Consider the following 19907-nt stretch of genomic DNA (forward strand, 5'->3'; position numbering starts at 1 on the left):
TCGACTTGGTCGACGACCGACAATTTAAAGGTCAGCGTGTAGTCTCGCTGACTACGCCTTTTACTTGTCTCCATTACGCCCTCCTGAAAATAGATCAGAAGGTGTAAACCTTATTCAGGACGGGACAGGCATATAAAAAAAGGCGGCTACCTACCGGTAGCCGCCTTTTTTATTGTTCGAAACCTGCGCCAGCTTGCATGCAATGGCGACTCAGCCCAACTCGATGATTTCATAATCATGGCTGATGGCTACACCGGCGGCGCCAAGCATGATCGACGCGGAGCAATACTTTTCGGCAGACAGTTCGATGGCACGCTTGACCTGAGCTTCTTTCAAGCCGCGACCTTTCACCACAAAGTGCAGGTGAATTTTAGTGAACACCTTAGGGTCTTCAGTGGCGCGCTCGGCTTCCAGGAATGCCTCGCAACTCTCAACTGCCTGACGCGACTTCTTGAGGATGCTTACAACATCGAAGTTGCTGCAACCACCGAGCCCCAGCAGAAGCATTTCCATCGGTCGAACGCCCAGGTTACGACCACCGCTCTCGGGTGGGCCGTCCATCACAACGACGTGGCCGCTGCCCGATTCGCCCAGAAACATGGCTTCGCCAGCCCATTGAATGCGTGCCTTCATCGCCCAGACTCCACTGATTTAAAAGGGGCGCCAGCTTAGCACAGCGCCCGAAACCGAGCGCTCACCACACCGAAGCCTTTATTCATTGCGACATGGAGCATCAGGAAAATTCTGACAACCGTTAAGAATCTGTCTGTTAAGCTGGCGCCAAATCACTGGCGCCAACCAGCCAGAGCGATATAAAAAAAATAGACACAACCCTTACTGTGCATGCTTCGGGATACAACAATGGTTGCTTTTACTCCCATACCAAAAATCAAAAATCTCGACAAATTTTTGACTCAGTGCCAACGCAGACGCTATCAGACCAAGAACAACATCATCTGCGCCGGTGAAAACTCACACACACTGTTTTTTATAATCAGAGGCTCGGTCACGATTGTGATCGAGGACGATGATGGTCGAGAAATGATCATTGCTTATCTCAACCCCGGCGATTTCATTGGCGAACTGGGTCTGTTTGAACAGCCAGGACAGGAGCAGGCTCGCAGTGCATGGGTTCGCGCCAAGACTGAGTGCGAGATTGCAGAAATTAGTTACACGAAATTCAGAGAGTATGCGCTGCAAGAACCGGAAATTCTTTATGCGATCAGCGGCCAAATCGCACAACGCTTACGCAATACCACACGAAAAGTCGGCGACCTGGCATTTTTCGACGTGACCGGGCGAGTGGCCCGCTGCCTGCTGGAACTGTGCAAACAACCCGATGCAATGACCCACCCCGACGGCATGCAAATCAAGATTACCCGTCAGGAGATCGGCAGAATTGTCGGCTGTTCCCGCGAGATGGTCGGCCGTGTGCTCAAGGATCTTGAAGAACAGAACCTGGTGAGCGTCAAAGGGAAAACCATGGTGGTGTTCGGCACACGCTAAGGCTTCAGCAAGGGCACCAGAATTTGTTGGTAACTGGTGCTCAAACGCTCGAAGAAATCGGGCGCAGGAAACACTTCATGCAGTGCGATATGACTCTCGGCACGGCAGTGCTGCTCCAGCCCGCATAACTGATTGAAGCGGTTGACTGCAGCCACCATCGAGTCGCGCTCGTTTTCAACCAGTAATGCTCCGTGAACCAGGCCCACAGGCCGCTGCCCGCCCTGACTCTGCCGCCAACGCTGCGCAGTTCCCACCAGCTTTCGCGCATTCAGGTTGACGTTGAAGCGACCATCGCAAAACGCGCCTTCAACTTCCCCCAAAGACGCCACGCCCCCCAGCTCTGTCAGTAAATCGCAGATCGGCTCACACAACCGTCGATAGGCCGTTTCGATACGTCCCTGATCACCTTCAGTACGCGCCGGTGCGTAGACCAGAGCGATATTGATCGTCGCTGCTGACTGAGGGACAGGCTCACCACCGGTTTCGCGCAACAGAATGGGCCAGCCGCTGGCCGCCAGTTCTGCACTGGCCTGCTCGAAACCCGGTAACCGGCTCAAGCGCCGCGGCATCACCAGCGCACGGTCCGTGGGTTGCCAGAACAAGACACCCGCCTCCAGCTCTGCGGCGCATACCGAAGCCAGTAAATCCTGCTCGGCCTTGAGGCCGGCTTCTACACTGAGTTGCTGGATGAGTGTCATAGGTGTCCTTGTCCAGCACCGACCAAATCGTCTTGCGATGCAGGCAACCGATGCCTGCAGAGCGCCGGTTAATCCAGGGTAGAGCCCGTTACCTGTACAACCCGCTCCGGGAAGAACAGACGCTGCAGTTCATTACCCGGGTTTTCTGCACGCATAAAGGCTTCGCCCACCAGGAACGAATACACGTCGCTGATTTCCATCAGCTCCACGTCTGCCCGGTTGAGAATCCCGCTCTCGGTAATCACCAGTCGATCCCGCGGGATACGCGGCAACAGATCCAGAGTGGTTTCCAGGCTGACGTCAAAAGTGTGCAGATTTCGGTTATTGATCCCCAGCAATGGCGTGTCCAGGGTCTTGAGTGCACGCTCAAGCTCATCGCCATCATGCACTTCGACCAGGACATCCAGCCCAACGCTTCTGGCAACGGCAGCCAGCTCGGCCATTTTCACGTCATCCAGCGCAGAGACGATCAACAACACGCAGTCTGCACCCAATGCCCGGGCTTCGACGATCTGGTACGGATCGATCATGAAGTCTTTGCGGATCACTGGCAGCTTGCAGGCAGCGCGAGCCTGCTGCAGGTACAGATCGGCGCCCTGGAAAAAATCAATATCGGTGAGTACCGACAGACAGGTAGCGCCACCTTTTTCATAACTCTGGGCAATTTCGGCAGGCACAAAGTGCTCGCGAATTACGCCCTTGCTTGGCGAAGCCTTTTTGATCTCGGCGATGACCGCTGGCTGTTTCAACTTGGCCTGCGCCAGCATGGCCCTGGCGAAGCCGCGCACCGGATCAGCCTGAGCTGCCATACGTTCAAGTTCGGCCAGGCTCACACGAGCGCTGCGCTCGGCCACTTCCTGAACTTTACGCGCCAGAATATTTTCCAGAACGGTAGGCACACTCATGCTTGGTTCTCCTGTTTGAAGATGGCGGTAAAGGCACCCAGCTCTTCGAGTTTTTCCCGAGCCAGACCTGTATGCAGCGCATCGTGAGCCAAAGCCACACCCTCTTTGAGAGTGTAGGCAAGATCAGCGGCATACAACGCGGCCCCGGCATTGAGCACGATCATCTCGGCGGCCTTCTGGCCTGCTTCTGTCTTGCGTCGGCCCAGGGCATCGCGGATCAGCTCCAGCGATTGTTCCGGACTGTCGACCACCAGACCGAACAGGCTCTGGCTCTTGATACCCAAATCTTCAGGCTGCACCCAATATTCAGTAATCTCGCCTTTGTTCAGTTCCGCAACAAAGGTCGGGGCCGCCAGGCTGAACTCGTCCAGACCATCTTGCGAATGCACCACCAGCACATGCTTGCTACCCAGACGCTGCAGCACTTCAGCCAGCGGTCGGCACAGCGCCTGATTGAATACACCTACGACCTGATGCACTACGCCGGCCGGATTCGTAAGCGGGCCAAGCATATTGAACAAAGTCCGCAGGCCCAGATCGCGACGCGGAATGGCCGCGTGCTTCATGGCACCGTGGTGGGACTGGGCAAACATGAAACCGATGCCCACGCTGTCAATACAACGGGCGACTTGCACGGGCGTCAGGTTCAAGTACACACCGGCGGCCTCCAGCAAATCAGCGCTGCCGCTTTTACCCGACACGGCGCGGTTACCGTGCTTGGCTACAGTGCAGCCTGCGGCCGCAATTACCAGAGCGGAAGCCGTGGACACGTTGAAAATATTCGCACCATCGCCGCCGGTGCCAACAATGTCGACCACACCGTCCAGGGTCTTGAGTTCAACCTTGTCCGCCAGCTCGCGCATCACCGTCACAGCACCGACAATCTCGTCGATGCTTTCGCTTTTCATGCGCATGCCCATCATGAACGCGCCAATCTGCGCCTCGGTGCACTGACCGGTCATGATGTCGCGCATCACATCGCGCATTTCTTCGGTGGTCAGGTCCAGATGACCGACGATACGGTTCAGGGCAGTCTTGATATCCATATAAAGTCCTTAGCGCGTGCCGCCGGTTTGTTTAAGAAAGTTGGCAAACAGTTCATGACCCTGTTCGGTCAGGATCGACTCGGGGTGGAATTGCACCCCTTCGATGTTCAGCGTTTTGTGGCGCAAGCCCATGATCTCGTCCACCGAGCCATCGGCGTGTTGCGTCCAGGCCGTCAGCTCCAGGCACTCAGGCAAGGTTTCACGCTTGACCACCAGCGAGTGGTAACGGGTCACGGTCAGCGGGTTGTTCAATCCCTGGAACACCCCGGTATCCAGGTGATACACCGGACTGGTTTTACCGTGCATCACTTGCCGGGCGCGAACCACATCACCACCGAAGGCCTGCCCGATGGACTGATGGCCCAGGCATACCCCCAGAATCGGCAGCTTGCCGGCAAAATACTTGATGGCTTCAAGCGAGATACCCGCCTCGTTCGGCGTGCACGGGCCGGGCGAGACCACAATGCGCTCAGGTTTCAGCGCTTCGATCTGGGCAATGCTCAGCTCATCGTTGCGCACCACCTTGACCTCTGCACCCAGCTCGCCGAGGTACTGCACAACGTTGTAGGTAAAAGAGTCGTAATTATCGATCATCAGCAACATGGCAAAGCTCCTCAGGCGTCGGATGCGGGGGTTTGTTCAGCGAGCGCTACGGCACGAAACATCGCGCGGCGTTTGTTCAGCGTCTCTTCCCACTCCAGGGCCGGTACCGAGTCGGCGACAATGCCGCCGCCGGCTTGCACATGCAATTCACCGTTCTTGATCACCGCAGTACGAATCGCGATGGCCGTGTCCATATTGCCGTTCCAGGCGAAATAACCGACTGCGCCGCCATATACACCGCGCTTGACCGGCTCCAGCTCGTCGATGATTTCCATCGCGCGGATTTTCGGCGCACCTGACAAGGTTCCCGCCGGCAGAATCGCCCGCAGCGCATCCATCGCCGTCAGCCCGCTTTTGAGCTGGCCGGTGACGTTGGACACAATGTGCATCACGTTGGAGTAACGCTCGATCACCATTTTCTCGGTGAGCCTGACCGAGCCGATTTCCGAAACACGCCCTGTGTCATTGCGCCCAAGGTCGATCAGCATCAAGTGCTCGGCGATTTCCTTGTCGTCGCTGAGCAGGTCTTGCTCCAGCGCCAGGTCAGCCTCTTCGGTTGCGCCACGGGGACGGGTACCGGCAATCGGGCGCACGGTAATCAGGTTGTCTTCGACCCGCACCAGCACTTCCGGCGAACTGCCCACCACGTGGAAGTCGCCGAAGTTGAAGAAGTACATGTAAGGCGTCGGGTTGAAGCAACGCAGCGCGCGGTACAGATCGATCGGCGCAGCCTTGAAGTCGATGGACATCCGCTGCGACGGCACTACTTGCATGCAGTCGCCCGCCAGGATGTAGTCCTTGATGGTGTCGACGGCTTTTTCGTAATCAGACTGGGTGAAGCTGGAACGGAACACCGGATCGGCTGCTTGCTGCCTGGTGAAATCCAGGCCTTGACGCGGCGTAATCGGCTGGCGCAACTGTTCAAGCAACGCCTCAAGGCGGGCCTGGCCTGCATCGTAGGCATCAGGCTGCGCAGGGTCGACCAGTACGATGGCGTGCATCTTGCCGGCCAGGTTGTCGAACACCACCACCGCGTCGGACACCATCAGCAAAATATCGGGCACCCCCAGCGGGTCCGGGTTCGGGCACTTGCCCAGACGTTTCTCCACGTAGCGCACGCAGTCATAACCGAAATAGCCCACCAGCCCGCCGTTGAAGCGTGGCAGCCCGGCGATGGTCGGTACGTTGTAGCGGGCCTTGAACTCTTCAACGAAGGTCAGTGGATCATCCGCTTCAAGAGACTCGATTTCGACGCCGTCATGGGTCACCCGGATCTGCTGCTCATGCACGCGAAGTACAGTGCGACATGGCAAGCCAATGATCGAATAACGCCCCCACTTCTCGCCGCCCTGCACCGACTCCAGCAAATAGGAGTTGGGCTGGTCAGCCAGTTTCAGGTAGATCGACAAGGGTGTGTCGAAATCAGCAAGGGTTTCACGTGCAAGGGGGATACGGTTGTAGCCGGCAGCGGCCAAACGCAGGAATTCTTCGCGGATCATGAGGTGCCTCGTGGTCTGAGGGTCAAACAGTCAGGTATGCAAACGTGCCGGATCTCCGGCCAGATTCAAGTCAGGCGCGCCAACGCCAACGGGCCAGGGCCTTGATAACTTTCATCCAGAGTTTGCGAGTGACCACCACGATGGAATCTCTTCGAGAGGGGTGAACAGAATTGCCCAACGTTATCTCAGGCGCAGAATCTAAGCAACCGGCTATAAGCTCATGAAGGTTACCGATCACCATATCGGGTGACTCTTCTTCAATCGGCCGGCCGTGATTGTAACCGTAACTCAGGGCTACACACTTCACGCCTGCGGCTTTGGCTGCCAGCACGTCATTGCGCGAATCACCGACAAACAATGCCTGCTCAGGTGCCACACCGGCCATTTTCATCACAAACAACAGCGCGGCGGGATCAGGTTTCTTTTGTGGCAGGGTGTCTCCGCCAATGATCCAGCGGAAAAACCGGCCCAGCTTCAACTCATCCAGCAACGGCGCCACAAAGCGCTCGGGCTTGTTAGTGATCAACGCCATTTCGACGCCCTGCTTCTGCAGCCATTTGAGGCTTTCGCGTACACCAGGGTAAACCCTGGTCAGATCATGGCCGCCATCGTAGGCGTCCATGAAAATTTCCAGCGCCTGTTCGGCTTCAGGGTCATCGACCCCCGAAGCCTCCAGGCTGCCGGCAAGAGCACGGCGCACCAGCATGGGCGCACCGTTGCCAATCCACATCCGCACGTTCTCTATACCTGCGGGCGGGCGGCCCAGCTTGAGCAGCATGGTCTCCACGGCGACTGCCAGATCCGGCACCGAATCGATCAGGGTTCCGTCCAGATCGAACATCACCAGTTTTGGCAGCTGCCCCTGAAGCAGCTGCTCAAAGCCACTCATGGACGGGCCAACGCAAGCTCGGCGCGCATTTTTTGAATGACTTCTTTGTAGTCAGGTGTATTGAAAATCGCCGAACCCGCGACGAATGTGTCGGCACCGGCCTCAGCGATCTCACGGATGTTCCCGACGTTGACGCCGCCGTCGATTTCCAGGCGGATGTCACGTCCGCTGGCGTCAATCAGGGCACGGGCTTCGCGCAATTTGTCGAGGGTGCCGGGAATGAATTTCTGCCCCCCGAAGCCAGGGTTGACGCTCATCAGCAAGACCATGTCGACCTTGTCCATCACGTACTTGAGCACGTCCAGTGGCGTTGCCGGGTTAAACACCAGGCCCGCCTTGCAGCCGCCCTCACGGATCAGTTGCAGGGAACGGTCAACGTGTTGTGTGGCTTCCGGGTGGAACGTGATGTAAGTCGCGCCGGCTTCAATAAAGTCGCCGATGATCCGGTCTACCGGGCTGACCATCAAATGAGCATCGATGGGAGCGGTGATGCCGTACTTGCGCAAGGCAGCACAAACCATCGGGCCGATGGTCAGGTTGGGCACGTAATGATTGTCCATGACATCGAAGTGCACGATATCAGCGCCAGCGGCGAGCACATTGTCGACCTCTTCGCCAAGACGGGCGAAATCGGCGGAAAGAATCGATGGGGCAATAGCGAAGGGCTGCATAACGCACCTTTAGTGAGCAAAACACGGTGGCGCGCATTGTATACCGCCGACCCGAGCCCCGAACACCGGGCGGTGATGATTGACTGCGTGACGACGCATCTCATACGGCCGCTTCGCACCCGATCGCAGCCTTCGGCAGCAACTACAGAGCCGTAACCGATCATTAACCTGCTGCGAAAAGGGCCGAAGAACCTTCCAGAAATATCTTGTGAACCAAGAAGCGGCCGTCTGTTGTGTTGCAGTCTTAAGTTAAACAACACCCACCATCATGAGGGCAAAGGAATGCCACACTCATTTAGCAGTCATCAACTATTGAAAGGTCGCTACTCAGAACATGGCCGGATCTATCTGCTCACAACAGTCACCGACAATCGGCGCCCGGTATTCGAAAACTTTCAGTCAGGGCGCCTGCTGGTCAATCAACTCAGGGACGCCCACGACGAAGGCATCGTCAACTCTATTGCCTGGGTGGTCATGCCAGATCATTGTCACTGGTTAATCGAATTACGCAGCAAAACACTGGGCGAACTGATGTGCCGGATCAAGTCACGCAGTTGCGTGGCAATCAATCAGGCCGCTCAATCCAGCGGTCGTCTATGGCAAAAGGGATATCACGACAGAGCATTACGCCAGGAGGAAGACCTCAAGGCTGCCGCCCGTCATATCGTCAAAAACCCGATCCGCGCAGGTCTCGCCACGCGGATCGGGGATTACCCCCTGTGGGATGCCTGCTGGATCTAAGGGCTAGGCCTGGGCGGTGCGCAGTTTCTCGCTGCGCCCGCGCAACCACTCGAGCGTCAGCAGCAATACCACCGAGAACGCGATCAGCAAGGTAGCTGCCGCAGCAATGGTCGGACTGAGGTTCTCGCGGATGCCGCTGAACATCTGCCGCGGCAACGTTGCCTGCTCCGGGCCCGCCAGGAACAGGGTGACCACTACCTCATCGAACGAGGTTGCAAAAGCGAACAGCGCGCCCGAAATGACTCCCGGCGCAATCAGCGGCAAGGTCACCCGGCGAAAGGCGGTCAGAGGTGAAGCCCCCAGACTGGCTGCAGCGCGCACCAGATTCTGATTGAACCCCTGCAAAGTGGCCGAGACCGTGATGATCACGAATGGCACTCCCAACACCGCATGCACCACGATCAGGGACAGGAAGCTGTTGCCAAACCCCAGCGGTGCAAAGAACAGGTAGCTGGCCACACCGATAATCACCACCGGCACCACCATGGGCGATATCACCAGCGCCATGACCAGCGCCTTGCCGGGGAAGTCGCTGCGGGTCAGGCCAATGGCCGCCAGCGTGCCAAAGATCATTGCCAGCACCGTGGCCGCCGGCGCCACGATGATGCTGTTGCGCAAGGCCCGCATCCATTCTGACGAAGCGAAAAAGTCCTGATACCAGTGCAGCGAGAACCCCTGCAACGGATACACCAGAAAGCTGCCCGAGTTGAACGACAACGGAATGATCACCAGCACCGGCAAGATCAGAAACAACAGAATCAGCCCGCAAAGAATGCGCAAACTGTAATACCAGACCCGCTCGACAGGTGACATATAAGGGCTAAGCATGGCGGTCTCCTTAACTCAAACGCAGGCGACTAGCGCCCACCAGCCAGTTGTAAATCAGATACAGCACCACGGTCGCCAGCAACAACAAACCGCCCAGGGCCGTCGCCATGCCCCAGTTGATACTGGTGTTGGTGTAGAACGCCACGAAGTAGCTGACCATTTGATCATTCGGGCTGCCGAGCAACGCCGGGGTGATGTAGTAACCGATGGCGATGATGAAGACCAGCAAGCAGCCCGCCCCGACTCCGGCATAGGTTTGCGGGAAATACACCCGCCAGAAGCTCGCGAATGGATGACAGCCCAATGAGATCGCCGCCCGCATATAGGTCGGTGAAATACCTTTCATCACGCTGTAAATCGGCAAGATCATGAACGGCAGCAGAATGTGCACCATCGAGATGTACACCCCGGTACGGTTGAACACCAGCTCCAGCGGCTGATCGATCACCCCCAGGCTCATCAGCGCACTGTTGATCAGCCCCCCTGACTGCAGCAGCACAATCCAGGCCGCGACCCGCACCAGTACCGAGGTCCAGAATGGCAACAGCACCAGGATCATCAGCAGGTTGCTTTGCCGAGCGGGAAGATTGGCCAGCAAATACGCCAGCGGATAGGCCAGCACCAGGCAGATACAGGTGATCACCAGGCCCATCCAGAAGGTCCGGGCGAAAATATCCAGATAGATCGATTGGTCCGGTGTGGCGGGAGCAATTTCGCCCAGGTCATCGATCCGGTGATCGACAGCCGCCAGCAGATAAAACGGGGTCACGCTTGAAGTGTTGCGCTTGATCGCCTGCCAGTACGCCGGGTCGCCCCAACGCTCGTCGAGGGCTTCCATCGCGTCTTTATATGACTCGGGTACCGCCTTGAACGGCAGCGCCTTGGCGGTTTTCATCAGCAAACTGCGATAACCGGCCAGCTCCATGTTCAGGCGCTTGGACAAGTCGCCCAGAACCTGATTCTTGCGGGCCTCGGCCAGGTCTTCGCTAAGGGACTGGTAGACCGGTTCCGCGGGCAGGCCTTTGCCATCCCAACTGGCCACCGCCACTACCGTGCGTGGCAATCCCCCAACCACTTCCGGGTTGCCGACACTTTTGTAGAGCAGGGCCGCGATTGGTACCAGGAACACCAGCAGCAAAAAAATAACCAACGGTGCAATCAGCGCCTGCGCTTTCCAGCGGTTAATCCGCTCGGCATGCGCCAGGCGCTTCTTCAACGTGGGGCTGGAGACCTCGTTCAGGGGAACGGCGATGGCCATGGCGAACTCCGAAAATCTTTAAACGATGGCGGCGCGCCCTGATCAGCTGCGCCGCATGTCAGCACTGCTTACTTGGCAGCCCAAGCGTTGAAGCGCTGCTCCAGCTGCTCGCCGTTGTCAGCCCAGAAGGTGACGTCGATCTGCACCTGATTGGCGATGTTTTGTGCAGCGGTCGGCATGTCTGCCTGCACGGCTTCAGGCAACAGTGGCATGGCCTCCTTGTTGGCCGGGCCGTAGGCGATGTTTTGCGAGTACAGGCTCTGCTGTTGCGGCTGCAGGGTGAAAGCGATGAACTTCTTCGCCACTTCGGCCTTGTCTTTGCTCAGGCCTTTGGGAATAGCCCATGCATCAAAGTCATAAATCCCGCCGTTCCACACAATCTTCAGATTGCTTTCTTTCTGCACGGCTGCGATCCGGCCGTTGTATGCCGAACTCATCACCACATCACCGGAAGCCAGGTACTGGGGCGGCTGTGCGCCCGCTTCCCACCACTGGATGCTCGGCTTGAGTTCATCCAGCTTTTTGAAGGCGCGGTTCTGCCCTTCCTTGCTCGCCAGCACCTTGTACACATCCTTGGGCGCTACACCGTCGGCCATCAAGGCAAATTCCAGGGTGTACTTGGCGCCCTTGCGCAGGCCGCGTTTGCCGGGGAAGGTTTTGGTGTCCCAGAAGTCTGCCCAGCTGGTGGGCGCAGTTTTCAACTTGTCGGCGTTGTAGGCCAGCACGGTGGACCAGACGAAGAAGCCGGCACCGCAGGTCTGAATCGCCCCTTTGACGTACTGCTCAGGATTACCGAACAGGGCCGGGTCCAGCGCTTCGAACATGTCTTCATCGCAACCGCGGGACAGCTCCGGCGATTCGACTTCTACCAGGTCCCAGGAAATGCTTTTGGTGTCGACCATGGCCTTGATCTTGGCCATTTCGCCGTTGTATTCACCGGCGATGATTTTGCCCTCGCCTTTGGCTTCCCAGGGTGCATAGAAGGCTTTGACCTGAGCCGCCTTGTTCGCACCGCCAAACGACACCACGGTCAGATCGGTTGCGGCCAGGGCATTGGCAGCGAACATCAGACCCAGACTCAAGGCCGTGAACTTCAGGGATGTATGCATTTTTTGTTCTCCACTGTGCAGGGTTGGTGAAGCCGGGGCGATTAATTCGCCTCTAAGAGAGGGTCCAGCGCACGTACATGTTCGACCTGCCAGCCCAGCGGCACGACGTCACCGACGGCCAGGGAGGGGTCCAGTTCAGCAATCGGCTGTTTCACAAAAAAATCGGTCTTGCCGCACACTTCCATGCGCACCCGGACGTGATCGCCCAGATAAATAAACTCTTCGACCCGGCCCGAGAAACGGTTGGCGCAGGCTTCGCTGGAACCATTGAGACAGATGCGCTCAGGCCGTATCGACAGGGTCACCGGATCACCCGTTCGCCCCACGTTTACCGCCAGTGCCTGGACTTTCTCACCGCGCCCCAGCTCGACCACGCAGCGCTCACCGTCCTGACTGTGCAGACGGCCATTGAGGCGGTTGTTTTCGCCGATGAAGTTGGCGACAAAGGTGTTTTTCGGCTCTTCGTAGAGGGTACGGGGCGGGGCAATCTGCTGGATTTCACCCTGATGGAATACCGCTACCCGGTCGGACATGGTCAAGGCTTCGCCCTGGTCATGGGTGACATAGACCACCGTCACGCCCAGACGTTGATGCAGATGCTTGATCTCCATCTGCATGTGCTCGCGCAGTTGTTTGTCCAGAGCCCCCAGCGGTTCATCCATCAGCACCAGCTGCGGTTCGAACACCAGCGCCCGCGCCAGTGCGACCCGCTGTTGCTGACCACCGGACAACTGGGCCGGGTAACGCTGGGCGAAGGCATCCAGCTGCACCATGCTCAGCACGCGCTTGACCCGTTCGCTGATATCGGTTCGATTGAGGCCGCGCACCGACAGCGGAAATCCAAGGTTTTCCGCCACGGTCATATGGGGGAACAGTGCGTAGTTCTGGAACACCATGCCGATGTCGCGCTTGTGCGGTGGCACGTGATTGATCGCGCGCCCGGCCAGTAAAATCTCGCCGGCGGTTGGTGTTTCGAAACCGGCCAGCATCATCAGACTGGTGGTTTTGCCCGAACCGGACGGCCCGAGCAAGGTCAGAAATTCGCCTTTGCGAATATCCAGATTGAGATCCTTGACGATCAGGTTTTCGCCGTCGTAGCTTTTTTGCACGCCACGGAAGCTGACCAGTATCTCACTCGCCCCAGCGCTTGCACCGACCTCACTCATAGCCACACCTTTTGTTTTGGACTGCCGTAGCCCAAGACTAAAGAAGGCGCCAGCCCACAGAAATCGGGGCGCAGGAGAGATTCACATCAGGAGGCTGGAAGGCTTCTTGTAGGGATAGCCCTACAGGGTTGTCGCGATTTGGATGGTTGATTGGGGCGGGCCCAGTGGCTGGGCAAAGACACCTCATGAAAGTGTCGTAATCAGGTATGCGCGAGATATGCCGTCGCGGCCGCAAGCTGCGATCGGCAGTACCGCGACCGGCCAGGTTACATTCAGAGCAACTTGTGCTCCATGGCGTATTTCACCAGCTCCGCCAATGAGTTGATATGCAGCTTTTGCATCAAGCGCGCTTTGTGGGTGCTGATGGTTTTACTGCTCAGGGCCAGTTGCTGGGCGATTTCGTTGACATTCACGCCCTGGGCCAGGCGCTCGAAAACAGAAAACTCACGCTCGGACAACAATGCGTGCAATGGCCTTTCATCTGTCAATCCGACCTCAAATACCATGCGGTCGGCCAGGTCCGGATCGATATAGCGCCCGCCCGCCGCAACCTTGCGAATCGCCATCAACAACAGCGCCGGATCACTGTCTTTGGTGGCATAACCGGCGGCACCGAACTTCAGGGCGCGGGCCGCCATTTGCGCTTCGTCATGCATCGATAACACAAGTATGGCCGGCGGGTTGTTCAGGGCGCGAATCCGCGGAATAGCTTCCAGGCCGTTGACCCCGGGCATGGATATATCCAGCAGCACCACCTCACATTGCACATGGCGCAGGGTTTCCAGCAACTGTTCGCCGTTGCTCGCCTCGCCCACCACCAGCAGATCCTTGGCCAGGCCAATCAACTGTTTGATGCCCTCGCGCACTATGGTGTGGTCTTCAGCTACCAGTACTCGAATCACGGATATTTCCTTATTCAAAGGTCACTCAAGACGCCGGGAGCAGCGGCACCCGCACACTCAACAGCGTCCCCTCACCCGGCACACTGTGCAAAGTCAGGGTACCGCCCAACATCAGGACGCGCTCGCGCATACCGACCAGGCCGAATGAAGTCGGCTTGCCGGTGGCGGGCACAAAACCCTGGCCATCATCGCTGATGCTCAGGCACAAGTCGTTGCCCTCCAGGCTCAAGGTCAACTCTACCGTCTGGGCGTGGGCGTGGCGCATTACGTTGGTCAGGGCCTCCTGCATGATTCTGAACAGGCCGACTTCCTTGGCCCCCCCCAGCGCCGGCAAATATTCCGGCACCTGCACCAGGCAAGGGATTTGCGTGCGCGCTTCAAAACGCCGGGCCTGCCATTCGATGGCGGAACTGATGCCGGCATCCAGGATCGGCGGACGCAGGGCCGTGGCCACATCACGTACCAGCTGGAACAACTGCGCAATCAGCTTTTTCATGCTGTTGAGGCGCTCGCGCAGCCCCGGATCCAGCTCGGCATAGGCCAGCTCGCACATTGAGGTCTCCAGCTTGAGGACCGTCAGCATCTGCCCCAGCTCATCGTGAACCTCACGGGCAATATGGGCCTTTTCCTCTTCGCGCACACTTTCAAGGTGGGCCGACAGCTCTCGCAGCTGTCCGCGCGAACTATCCAGTTCCAGCTCAATGCGTTTGCTCTCGCTGATGTCCCAGACGATGCCGTCCCAGACCACGGTGCCATCTTCCAGGCTGCGGGTGATGGCCTTGATCTCGGCCCAGCGTTGCTGGCCCTGACGGGTCAGGATGCGGCCCTGCCATGACCAGTCGCTGTCGCTGTCCAGCGCCAGGTCCTGAACCCGGTGGTAATCCGCCCGGTCATCCGGATGCACGAGGCTGCGCAGCCCCACTTCACGCTGACGCAAGGTAGTCGGGGAATACCCCGCCAGGCTCTCGCTGCCTTCGCTGATGTAGGGGAAGTCCAGCTCGCCGGTCAGCAACGAACGCTCCAGGCGAAAGACCAGTCCCGGGACATTGGCGGCAATACCCTGCAAACGCGCATCACTTTCCTGCAAGGCAGCCTGTACCCGGCGGCGTTCGGTGATGTCATTCAGGTAAACCACCAGGTATTCAGCATCTTTGAAGCGCAGAAAACTCAAGGTCACGTCGGCCGGAAACTCGCTGCCATCGGCGCGGATGCAATGGGTTTCGATCCGTTGCACTGCTTCTTCGCTGGCACGGGCGCGGCGCCATAAAGTCAACCAGCGGTCCATGTCCAGGCCCGGCTCAAAATCTCTCAGGGGGCGATCCAGCACGGCCCCCGGCGGATATCCGAGCATGTCTTCTGCCGCCTGATTGGCATAGCGCACATGACTGTCCCAGTTAACCCACAAAATCCCCATCGGGCTTTGATCGATAGAAAACTGAGTCAAGCGCAAGGCTTCAGCACTGGCGGTGCCCAGGGCAATGTCTTCACGGGCACGGAGCAATGCACGCTCCAGGGCCGTCTGCTGGCGACGCTGCCAGAACATGATTGCCATGCAGGCCAGCAATAGCACACCGATCAACAAGCACAGGTTCTGCCAGAAGCCGGGAGACGGGCCGAGCTTAGGGTACTTGGGTTGCAGCCAGTGGCTGTGCAGTTGCTCCATGTCCCGTGCAGGAATGGCATGCAGCCCGCGCTCCACGATACCGGCCAGTTGCGGCCAGTCGCGGCGGGTGGCCACCCGCAACAACTGTGGCAAACCAATGTCACCGACCACCGCCAGCCCGGCGAACTCGGGCTCGGCCGACAGCCGGGTCAGTTGCGCTTCATCAACCACCGCGTAGGTTGCTTGCTGGCTCAACAACAACTGCAAGGCCTGGCGTTCGAGGGGCACGCCCTGCAGATTGAGACCGGGATAGCTGCTGCGCAGATAATCGGCGGCAGAACTGGGCATTCGCACCGCGACCCGGACCTGGCTGTCCACCCGCTCCAGGTCCACAGAGCCGCCGGCGTTGCGCTCGCCCACCAACAAATGCGGAACCCGCATGTAAGGGTCAGAAAAAAGCCACAGCCGCAAGCCCGCCGGGGTCTGCGTCAGCCCGGGCGCCAGGTCGATCTCGCCGGCTCGGGCGGCCTGCTCCAGTTGCGCCAGATCGGCATAGTTATGCCAGACCAGGTCGATGCCCAGACTCTGCGCCAGCCATTTCATCAGTTCGACGTTGGCCCCGGACAATCGCTGCAAACGTTGATCAAATTTGGCATAGGGCGCCTGTAACACCAGGCCGACGCGCAGCTGCCCGTGCTGCGCCAGCCATTGCTGTTGCTCCGGGCTCAACTGCGCCGCAGGCATGGACGCGGCATTGACCATCAAGGGCAACGATAACCAGCCGATCATTAACAGATAGCAAAAACGCTTCATCGGAACACTCATACCCTGACAAATGCTGATCAACCCATTAGGCTGCCTGGATTACTTCTGGCCTGGAATCACCTATGTCTTCTTTGCGCCCGGCACTTGCAGCGCTGTGCCTGTGGTTGTTCCTGCCACACGCCTTGCCGGTACTGGCGGCTGATCCGGAGCCGGCGCCAGAGCCGGCACAAGCTCAGCCGGAAATACGCCCACAGCTGCCCGAACGCAGCATGGAAGACGAAACGGCTCTTGAGCGCCAGCTACCGAAAAACCAGCAACAACAACTGCAGGCCGGGCAAGACAGTTTTCTCGCACTCTGGAAGCCCGCCAATAGCAGCGACCCCAGTGGCGCGGTGATTATCGTACCGGGAGCAGGCGAAAGTGCAGACTGGCCACTGACTGTGGGCCCGCTGCGCAACAAACTGCCGGATGCCAACTGGGCCAGCCTGAGTCTGAGCTTGCCGGACATGCAAAGCCAGGCCAGCCAGCCGCGCCAGGCCGAACCACAGGCTCCTCCCGCACCCCCGGCGCCGAACACTAGCAGCAAAGAGGCCAGCACCACAGCCAAACCCATCGAGCAGGCGGCCAGTATCGGCACCGAAAACACGACTGAAGCGCCACCGGCCGAGACGTTTGAGGCCATGAGCAAAGCGGATGCCGAGCGGATCTACGCCCGTATTGACGCTGCCATTGCCTTCGCCCAACAGCAAAACATGCGCAGCCTGGTGCTGCTTGGCCACGGTACCGGCGCCTATTGGGCTGCGCGCTATGTGAGCGAAAAGCAACCAGCCCAGCTGCCCAGACTGATCCTGATCGCCGCGCAGACACCGACCGGAGTTGAACCTGATTTGAGCCAATTGACGCCGAATCTCTCGCTGGCGCAATTGGATATCTTCTACAAAGACCAGCCGCTGGCCCGCAAGGCCGCCTTGCAACGACGACAGGCCAGCCAACGGGTAAGCCGTACGAATTTCACTCAAGTTGCCCTGAACGCCATCCCGGGCAATAAGGAAGCCGAGCAGGAACAGCTGTTTCGCCGAGTACGCGGCTGGCTCAGCCCGCAGCCTGCCTACAAGTAGCCGCCAGGCCGTTAACGAAACCCGCGCTGCTCGCGAATCATGGCGTAGGCGTGGTGCAGTTCGCGGGTTTTTTCCGTGGCCTCGCGCACCTGGGCCGGACTCGCGCCGCTGCCGGCAACCTTGTCCGGGTGATGACGACTGAGCAAACGCCGATAGGCGCGTTTGATCTGATCCGGCTCCGTACTCGCCGTTACCCCCAGCAGGACTAACGATTGCTGGTAGGTGCCATCACGGGTGGCCAGTGGTTTTCTATGCGGTTCATAGTCTGGGCCCAGCGCCTGCACCTGTTGCGCCGTCCAGCCCAGCCAGTGCCCCCACAACACAATCAACTCGCGCTCCCGGGGATCGATACGACCGTCAGCCAAAATCATCCGCCACCCGGCGCGCAGCACACCTTCTGCTGCATGGGGCTGGGCTTTCAGGCGTCGTAGATAGCCACGCAGGGAGTCATTCTGCGATTTGCCACGATTGAACGCGGCAATGGCCCGCTGCTGCGCCGGGCCGGACATGTCGAGCTGACGCATTTCCTGGCGCGCCTGCTCAATGTGCTTGTCCACCACCCTGCCGCCGCTTTTGGCCAGCCGTCCAAGCAGCACAAACAACAGTTCATCGTTGCGCAACGCCGGGCGACCGCCCAAGCGTTCACGCAACTGCGCCCAGCTGTGCAACTGCAGACGCCGGTCCAGCGCCTGCCCCAGTAAAGCACCGAGCATGGCCCCCGGAATGCTGGCAATGAAAAAGCCGGCACCGGCTCCGACAAGAGTCCCTGGCCACAACATTTTAGTGTTTGCCCTTGATCAACGATTCAACTTCGGCCAAACGCTCATGGGTCCCCACATCGACCCAATCCCCCTGTAAACGCTCGCCCGTCACCTGTCCGTCGGCCATGGCTTTGCGCAGCAAGGGGGCGAGTTTGAATGCGCAAGGCGTAGCCCCCGCGAATAAGCCGGGGCTAAGCACTGCGATGCCACTGTAGGTCAGGGCGTCGACACCCGGCAGCGCATCGAGAACTTGCGCGCCCTGCAGGTAAAAGTCACCGCCCGGATGGTGTGCCGGGTTATCGACCAGAACCAGATGCGCCAGGCCTGTGAGCGGCTGACGCAAGCCTGCAAAGTCGTAGTCGGTCCATATATCGCCATTGATCACAGCAAAGGGCTGATCGCCCAGTAACGGCAATGCTTTAAAAATGCCGCCGCCGGTCTCCAGCGGTTCGCCTTCAGCGGAGTACTGGATACTCACGCCAAAACGCGAACCATCGCCCAGATGATCTTCTATTTGCTGACCCAGCCAGGCGTGGTTGATTACGATCTCGGTAAAGCCCGCCGCCGCCAGCGCCCGCAGGTGGTACTCGATCAAAGGCACGCCGCCAGCCCGTATCAACGGCTTGGGAGTATGCAAGGTCAGCGGCCGCAGGCGTTCACCTTTGCCCGCTGCCAGAATCATGGCCTTCATAGGTCCGCCCCGGCACGCAGGCCCAGGCTGTGGAACAGCTCGCCCAGTTCCGCCAGTTCAGGACGGCGTGCCAGCACCGCTTCTATATAAGAGAAGAACCGCGGCACGTCAGCCAGATAGCGTGGTTTGCCATCACGATGGCAGATGCGCGCAAAGATACCGATCACCTTCAGGTGTCGCTGCACACCCATCAGATCACTGGCTTGCAGGAACGCCTCGAAATCCGCCCCCACCGGGATGCCCAGTGGCAAGGCCAGTTCCCAGTAGTCGCGCAGCCAGGCGCGCACACGCTCTTCCGGCCAACTGAGAAAGGCGTCCTTGAACAGGCAGGTAATGTCGTAAGTGACCGGGCCATACACCGCGTCCTGGAAATCCAGAACCCCGGGGTTGGGGATACTGAGCATCAGGTTGCGCGGCATAAAGTCGCGATGGACCAGTACCTGGGGCTGCTGCAACGCACTGTCGATCAACAGCGCGCTGACCCGCTGCCAGGCAGCCTGTTGCTGCTCATCGAGCTCTACACCCAAATGACGGCGCACGTACCACTCGGGAAACAACTCCAGTTCGCGACGCAGCAAAGCAACGTCATAGCTGGGCAAAGGTGCTTTCATCGGCAGTTGCTGAAAAGCCAGCAAGGCTTCAATGGCGTCTTTGAACAACTCATCGGCATTGGTGCTGTTAATCACGTCGAGGAATGTTTTATTGCCCAGGTCGTTGAGCAAAAGAAAACCGCGCTCGAGGTCCTGAGCATAAATTTTTGGCACATTTATCTGGCTGATACGCAGCAAATCAGCGATATCGACGAATGGCTTACAGTTTTCCTGGGGGGGCGGCGCGTCCATGACGACAAAAGTCCGACCCTCGCCCTCCCAGCGAAAATAGCGTCTGAAGCTCGCGTCGCTACTGGCCGAAGTCAACGTGGCCGGGGGTACGACACCCCAACCCTGGTCCTCATACAAGGTTACCAACTGCTCATCCAGCCAAACTTTCAGGTGTTGCAGGCGTACATCTTGGTCAGGCATTACAAGGGTCTCCGACGGTGCTAGCCGTCAAGCGGGTCATGCTTTATTATCCAGCATCTTTTCCAGACCATCGATAGGCGTTGCGGTCCCCCACCGCGGGCTGATGGCACGCAGGAAGCCCGGACT

20 protein-coding genes are annotated in these 19907 nt (G+C 58.6%); 3 read left to right on the top strand and 17 right to left on the bottom strand.

From position 1 onward, the window contains the following. Nucleotides 1-210: 210 nt before the first annotated feature. Nucleotides 211-633, bottom strand: coding sequence for an OsmC family protein (locus WG29040_RS15420; RefSeq protein WP_003444470.1), 423 nt, complete (start codon nt 631-633; stop codon nt 211-213). 228 nt (nt 634-861) lie between these two features. On the opposite strand from WG29040_RS15420, the gene crp reads away from it, so the two are divergent. Beyond that, a complete protein-coding gene (gene crp, locus WG29040_RS15425; protein ID WP_003444471.1) occupies nt 862-1506 on the top strand; it encodes a cAMP-activated global transcriptional regulator CRP in 645 nt (214 codons plus the stop codon). Here the strand turns inward: crp and WG29040_RS15430 are convergent. From WG29040_RS15430 to rpe, 7 genes are all read right to left on the bottom strand, one after another. Next, nucleotides 1503-2204: a lipoate--protein ligase family protein gene (locus WG29040_RS15430; protein WP_003444472.1), complete on the bottom strand. Its 702-nt coding sequence runs from the start codon at nt 2202-2204 to the stop codon at nt 1503-1505. The two genes, crp and WG29040_RS15430, sit on opposite strands and share 4 nt — an antisense overlap. Nucleotides 2205-2272: 68 nt before the next feature. Continuing rightward, on the bottom strand, nt 2273-3109 hold the full coding sequence (gene trpC / locus WG29040_RS15435; RefSeq protein ID WP_127196496.1) for an indole-3-glycerol phosphate synthase TrpC: 837 nt from the start codon (nt 3107-3109) through the stop codon (nt 2273-2275). After that, nucleotides 3106-4155 carry an anthranilate phosphoribosyltransferase gene (gene trpD, locus WG29040_RS15440; protein WP_003444474.1) on the bottom strand — a complete coding sequence of 350 codons (1050 nt, stop codon included), beginning with the start codon at nt 4153-4155 and terminating at the stop codon, nt 3106-3108. Before trpD ends, trpC begins: the two co-directional genes overlap by 4 nt. Before the next feature lie 9 nt (nt 4156-4164). After that, nucleotides 4165-4758 carry an aminodeoxychorismate/anthranilate synthase component II gene (locus tag WG29040_RS15445; protein ID WP_010656639.1) on the bottom strand — a complete coding sequence of 198 codons (594 nt, stop codon included), beginning with the start codon at nt 4756-4758 and terminating at the stop codon, nt 4165-4167. 11 nt (nt 4759-4769) lie between these two features. Next, nucleotides 4770-6257: an anthranilate synthase component I gene (gene trpE / locus WG29040_RS15450; RefSeq protein ID WP_003444478.1), complete on the bottom strand. Its 1488-nt coding sequence runs from the start codon at nt 6255-6257 to the stop codon at nt 4770-4772. 70 nt (nt 6258-6327) lie between these two features. Further along, on the bottom strand, nt 6328-7146 hold the full coding sequence (locus WG29040_RS15455) for a phosphoglycolate phosphatase (RefSeq protein WP_003444480.1): 819 nt from the start codon (nt 7144-7146) through the stop codon (nt 6328-6330). Continuing rightward, complete coding sequence (gene rpe / locus WG29040_RS15460) at nt 7143-7817, bottom strand: ribulose-phosphate 3-epimerase (protein WP_003444482.1); 675 nt, start codon at nt 7815-7817, stop codon at nt 7143-7145. The genes WG29040_RS15455 and rpe overlap by 4 nt, the downstream gene beginning before the upstream one ends. Before the next feature lie 282 nt (nt 7818-8099). Here rpe and WG29040_RS15465 point away from each other — a divergent pair, with 282 nt between their 5' ends. Next, nucleotides 8100-8558: a transposase gene (locus tag WG29040_RS15465; protein ID WP_003444484.1), complete on the top strand. Its 459-nt coding sequence runs from the start codon at nt 8100-8102 to the stop codon at nt 8556-8558. Between the two features lie 3 nt (nt 8559-8561). Here the strand turns inward: WG29040_RS15465 and WG29040_RS15470 are convergent, their stop codons facing one another. From WG29040_RS15470 to WG29040_RS15495, 6 genes are all read right to left on the bottom strand, one after another. Further along, complete coding sequence (locus tag WG29040_RS15470) at nt 8562-9386, bottom strand: ABC transporter permease (protein ID WP_127196497.1); 825 nt, start codon at nt 9384-9386, stop codon at nt 8562-8564. 10 nt (nt 9387-9396) lie between these two features. After that, a complete protein-coding gene (locus tag WG29040_RS15475; protein ID WP_003444488.1) occupies nt 9397-10644 on the bottom strand; it encodes an ABC transporter permease in 1248 nt (415 codons plus the stop codon). Nucleotides 10645-10712: 68 nt separating this feature from the next. Beyond that, nucleotides 10713-11753, bottom strand: coding sequence for an ABC transporter substrate-binding protein (locus WG29040_RS15480; RefSeq protein ID WP_003444490.1), 1041 nt, complete (start codon nt 11751-11753; stop codon nt 10713-10715). Nucleotides 11754-11794: 41 nt separating this feature from the next. Continuing rightward, complete coding sequence (locus tag WG29040_RS15485) at nt 11795-12919, bottom strand: ABC transporter ATP-binding protein (RefSeq protein WP_003444491.1); 1125 nt, start codon at nt 12917-12919, stop codon at nt 11795-11797. A gap of 272 nt (nt 12920-13191) precedes the next feature. Next, entirely contained in the window at nt 13192-13821 is a 630-nt protein-coding gene (locus WG29040_RS15490; protein WP_003444492.1) for a response regulator transcription factor, read from the bottom strand. A 25-nt stretch (nt 13822-13846) separates the two neighbouring features. Further along, nucleotides 13847-16237: a PAS domain S-box protein gene (locus WG29040_RS15495; RefSeq protein ID WP_003444493.1), complete on the bottom strand. Its 2391-nt coding sequence runs from the start codon at nt 16235-16237 to the stop codon at nt 13847-13849. A 74-nt stretch (nt 16238-16311) separates the two neighbouring features. On the opposite strand from WG29040_RS15495, the gene WG29040_RS15500 reads away from it, so the two are divergent. After that, a complete protein-coding gene (locus tag WG29040_RS15500) occupies nt 16312-17307 on the top strand; it encodes an alpha/beta hydrolase family protein (RefSeq protein WP_003444494.1) in 996 nt (331 codons plus the stop codon). Between the two features lie 11 nt (nt 17308-17318). Here the strand turns inward: WG29040_RS15500 and WG29040_RS15505 are convergent, their stop codons facing one another. Genes WG29040_RS15505 through WG29040_RS15515 form a run of 3 tightly spaced genes read right to left on the bottom strand, consistent with a single transcriptional unit; the run spans nt 17319 to nt 19781 of the window. Then, complete coding sequence (locus tag WG29040_RS15505; RefSeq protein WP_003444495.1) at nt 17319-18086, bottom strand: TerB family tellurite resistance protein; 768 nt, start codon at nt 18084-18086, stop codon at nt 17319-17321. Nucleotide 18087: 1 nt separating this feature from the next. Next, the gene (gene murU, locus WG29040_RS15510; protein WP_127196498.1) at nt 18088-18759 is read right to left on the bottom strand and encodes an N-acetylmuramate alpha-1-phosphate uridylyltransferase MurU; all 672 of its coding nucleotides are present in this window, start codon (nt 18757-18759) and stop codon (nt 18088-18090) included. Next, entirely contained in the window at nt 18756-19781 is a 1026-nt protein-coding gene (locus WG29040_RS15515) for an aminoglycoside phosphotransferase family protein (protein ID WP_127196499.1), read from the bottom strand. The genes murU and WG29040_RS15515 overlap by 4 nt, the downstream gene beginning before the upstream one ends. Between the last annotated feature and the right edge of the window lie 126 nt (nt 19782-19907).

The organism is Pseudomonas sp. PAMC 29040 (genome assembly GCF_003994535.1).
In the GTDB taxonomy this organism is placed as follows: domain Bacteria; phylum Pseudomonadota; class Gammaproteobacteria; order Pseudomonadales; family Pseudomonadaceae; genus Aquipseudomonas; species Aquipseudomonas paraversuta.